This is a genomic window from Sphingobacterium bovisgrunnientis, assembly GCF_009829085.1.
In the GTDB taxonomy this organism is placed as follows: Bacteria; Bacteroidota; Bacteroidia; order Sphingobacteriales; family Sphingobacteriaceae; genus Sphingobacterium; species Sphingobacterium bovisgrunnientis.
Genome location: NZ_WUQY01000064.1, coordinates 1 through 4458 on the forward strand (window position 1 = coordinate 1; position 4458 = coordinate 4458).

At 47.5% G+C, this 4458-nt stretch carries 2 tRNA genes and 2 rRNA genes; all 4 read right to left on the reverse strand.

The window, feature by feature from the left end:
- A 23S ribosomal RNA gene (locus GOQ16_RS16995) occupies nt 1–2132 on the reverse strand; the annotation flags it as partial.
- A 216-nt stretch (nt 2133–2348) separates the two neighbouring features.
- A tRNA-Ala gene (locus GOQ16_RS17000) sits at nt 2349–2422 on the reverse strand.
- Between the two features lie 9 nt (nt 2423–2431).
- Nucleotides 2432–2505 (reverse strand) — tRNA-Ile (locus tag GOQ16_RS17005).
- Nucleotides 2506–2630: 125 nt separating this feature from the next.
- Nucleotides 2631–4160: ribosomal RNA gene (locus GOQ16_RS17010) — 16S ribosomal RNA — on the reverse strand.
- Nucleotides 4161–4458 lie beyond the last annotated feature (298 nt).

A 4458-nucleotide genomic window follows, 5' to 3' on the forward strand; every position in this document is an offset into this window, starting at 1 on the left:
TACTCCCGCCTATCCTACACATCCTGTACCCAATTTCAATGTTAAGCTATAGTGAAGGTGCATGGGGTCTTTCCGTCCCGTTGCGGGTAATCGGCGTCTTCACCGATACCACAATTTCACCGAGCTCATGGCTGAGACAGCGCCCAGATCGTTACACCATTCGTGCAGGTCGGAACTTACCCGACAAGGAATTTCGCTACCTTAGGACCGTTATAGTTACGGCCGCCGTTTACTGGGGCTTCGATTCAATGCTTCTCTTGCGATGACATCCCCTCTTAACCTTCCAGCACCGGGCAGGTGTCAGGCCTTATACCTCATCTTTCGATTTTGCAAAGCCATATGTTTTTGCTAAACAGTCGCCTGGGCCTTTTCACTGCGGCTGCTCTTGCGAGACAGCGCCCCTTCTCCCGAAGTTACAGGGCCATTTTGCCGAGTTCCTTAGCCATGACTCACTCGAGCACCTTAGGATTCTCTCCTCGACTACCTGTGTCGGTTTACGGTACGGGTTTTATATACCTGAAGCTTAGCGGGTTTTCTTGGAAGTCTGATTACCTGCTCTATCAGCGCCGCCGAAGCTTTGCTGTACTATTGGGTTTCAGCTAGATTGGCGGATTTGCCTACCATTCTAATACCTACGCCTTTTAACGAACTATTCCGTCAGTTCGCGGCAGTGTCACTACTCCGTCACCACATCGCAGTATATAAAAGTACTGGAATATTAACCAGTTGTCCATCGGCTTTCCCCCTTCGGGTGCGCCTTAGGCCCCGACTAACCCTGATCCGATTAGCGTTGATCAGGAAACCTTAGTCTTTCGGTGGGCGGGTTTCTCACCCGCCTTATCGTTACTTATGCCTACATTTGCTTTTCTATAATCTCCACAACACATCACCATGCTGCTTCTCCGACGATAGAATGCTCCCCTACCAGTTATACATAGTATAAATCCATAGCTTCGGTAGTAATCTTGATGCCCGTTTATTATCCACGCCCGGTCGCTCGACTAGTGAGCTGTTACGCACTCTTTAAATGAATGGCTGCTTCCAAGCCAACATCCTAGCTGTCTGGGCAACCGGACCTCGTTAGTTCAACTTAGACTACATTTGGGGACCTTAGCTGATGGTCTGGGTTCTTTCCCTCTCGGCCTTGGACCTTAGCACCCAAAGCCTCACTGCCGATCATATCTTATAGCATTCGGAGTTCGTCTGGATTTGGTAGGATTTGACTCCCCCGCACCCAATCGGTAGCTCTACCTCTATAAGACTCTATATCGACGCTGTTCCTAAAAACATTTCGGGGAGTACGAGCTATTTCCCAGTTTGATTGGCCTTTCACCCCTACCCTCAGGTCATCCGGAAACTTTTCAACGTTTATCGGTTCGGTCCTCCATTTAGTGTTACCTAAACTTCAACCTGCCCAAGGGTAGATCACAAGGTTTCGCGTCTACCTCTGCTGACTATACGCCCTATTCAGACTCGCTTTCGCTGCGGCTGCGTCGCTGAACGACTTAACCTTGCCAACAAAGAGTAACTCGTAGGCTCATTATGCAAAAGGCACGCTGTCACGGAACAAGTCCGCTCCAACCGCTTGTAAGTACACGGTTTCAGGTTCTTTTCACTCCCCTGTTCGGGGTTCTTTTCACCTTTCCCTCACGGTACTGGTTCACTATCGGTCTCTCAGGAGTATTTAGCCTTACCAGATGGTGCTGGCAGATTCAAGCAGGATTCCTCCGGTCCCGCCCTACTCAGGATACCACTAGCGCTGTATTGCTTACCTGTACGGGGCTATCACCCATATCGCGCAGTTTCCCACCTGCTTCCAGTTTACGTTACAAATCACATGTCGTGGTCCTACAACCCCATATATGCCGTAACATATATGGTTTGGGCTCTTTCGTGTTCGCTCGCCACTACTTACGAAATCATTATTATTTTCTCCTCCTACGCTTACTTAGATGTTTCAGTTCGGCGCGTTCGCGTATTATACAACTATCCTTCAGATAGTTAGGTTGCCCCATTCGGAAATCTACGGATCAATTCGCATTTGCCAATCCCCGTAGCTTATCGCAGCTTATCACGTCCTTCATCGCCTCTGAGAGCCTAGGCATCCCCCGTGTACCCTTATTTACTTTCTTCACTCATATAGCCCTTTTGCTACTATAGAGTTGCTTTGATATATACATCGTAATACTAATTAATAAACAGTTCGGCATAGACCGAGGGTCCGTTTACTAACTCAAGCATATTACAACATTGTCTCTACTGTTGTCTTCTCTTGTGTCTTTTTTTCTTTCAATATGTCAAAGAACTCTTTGTCTTATCTATTAGTTATTACTACTAGATTTAACTCGTGGAGAATATCGGAGTCGAACCGATGACCCCCTGCGTGCAAGGCAGGTGCTCTAGCCAGCTGAGCTAATTCCCCGGTATTTCGTAGTCCCGAGCAGATTTGAACTGCTGACCCCTACATTATCAGTGTAGTGCTCTAACCAACTGAGCTACGGGACTAGCTTTTATCTCTTCTTTCTCTCGGTAACCATTCCATATGGGATGGGCACTTTCTTCAAAATCTCTTTTGTCTCTTTTATTTAATCATGTATATAACGTAACGAGAATCAATAACTGTTCTCTAGAAAGGAGGTATTCCAGCCGCACCTTCCGGTACGGCTACCTTGTTACGACTTAGCCCCAATTATCGGTTTTACCCTAACACGCTCCTTGCGGTTACATGCTTTAGGCACCCCCAACTTTCATGGCTTGACGGGCGGTGTGTACAAGGCCCGGGAACGTATTCACCGCGTCATTGCTGATACGCGATTACTAGCGAATCCAACTTCATGAGGTCGAGTTGCAGACCTCAATCCGAACTGTGAATGGCTTTTCGAGATTAGCATCACATTACTGTGTAGCTGCCCGCTGTACCATCCATTGTAGCACGTGTGTAGCCCCGGACGTAAGGGCCATGATGACTTGACGTCGTCCCCACCTTCCTCACAGCTTACGCTGGCAGTCTGTTTAGAGTCCCCATCATTACATGCTGGCAACTAAACATAGGGGTTGCGCTCGTTGCGGGACTTAACCCAACACCTCACGGCACGAGCTGACGACAGCCATGCAGCACCTAGTTTCCTGTCCCGAAGGACTTATCTATCTCTAGATAATTCAGTAACTTTCAAGCCCGGGTAAGGTTCCTCGCGTATCATCGAATTAAACCACATGCTCCTCCGCTTGTGCGGGCCCCCGTCAATTCCTTTGAGTTTCACCCTTGCGGGCGTACTCCCCAGGTGGATAACTTAACGCTTTCGCTAAGACGCTGACTGTATATCGCCAACATCGAGTTATCATCGTTTAGGGCGTGGACTACCAGGGTATCTAATCCTGTTCGATCCCCACGCTTTCGTGCATCAGCGTCAATAATGACTTAGACAGCTGCCTTCGCAATCGGAGTTCTGAGACATATCTATGCATTTCACCGCTACTTGTCTCATTCCGCCATCTTCAACCACATTCAAGCCTATCAGTATCAAAGGCACTGCGACAGTTAAGCTGCCGTCTTTCACCCCTGACTTAATAGGCCGCCTACGCACCCTTTAAACCCAATAAATCCGGATAACGCTCGGATCCTCCGTATTACCGCGGCTGCTGGCACGGAGTTAGCCGATCCTTATTCTTCCAGTACATTCAAGCCTCTACACGTAGAGGTGTTTATTCCTGGACAAAAGCAGTTTACAACCCATAGGGCAGTCATCCTGCACGCGGCATGGCTGGTTCAGAGTTCCCTCCATTGACCAATATTCCTTACTGCTGCCTCCCGTAGGAGTCTGGTCCGTGTCTCAGTACCAGTGTGGGGGATTCTCCTCTCAGAGCCCCTAGACATCGTTGCCTTGGTAAGCCGTTACCTTACCAACTAGCTAATGTCACGCGAGCCCATCCATATCCTATAAATATTTAACAACATCTCGATGCCGAGTCGCTGTGTCATGCGGTGTTAATCCGATTTTCACCGGGCTATCCCCCTGATATGGGTAGGTTGCTCACGCGTTACGCACCCGTGCGCCACTCTCACCAGTTTTGAGCAAGCTCTCCGCTGGATCCCGTCCGACTTGCATGTATTAGGCCTGCCGCTAGCGTTCATCCTGAGCCAGGATCAAACTCTCCATTGTAAAATGAAGTTGTTCGACTCTAACTATTTATAATATAAATAGAATTGTCTTTTTTAATATCTATTTAGTTATTGACTAAGGTTTGATTTTATAACTTTCGCTTTTCTCAAACTACTCGTTACGCTACATGATCATTTTCTTAAAGAACTTCTATCGAATCCGCATCGCGCTTCTTCTTATATTTCGAGCATTACTGCTGTACTTATCTTTTTTTGTTTTCCCTTCGTTTCCGTCGGGACTGCAAAGGTAGAAACTTTATTTTAATCCGCAAATTTTATTTGAAGATTTTTTCTTTTTT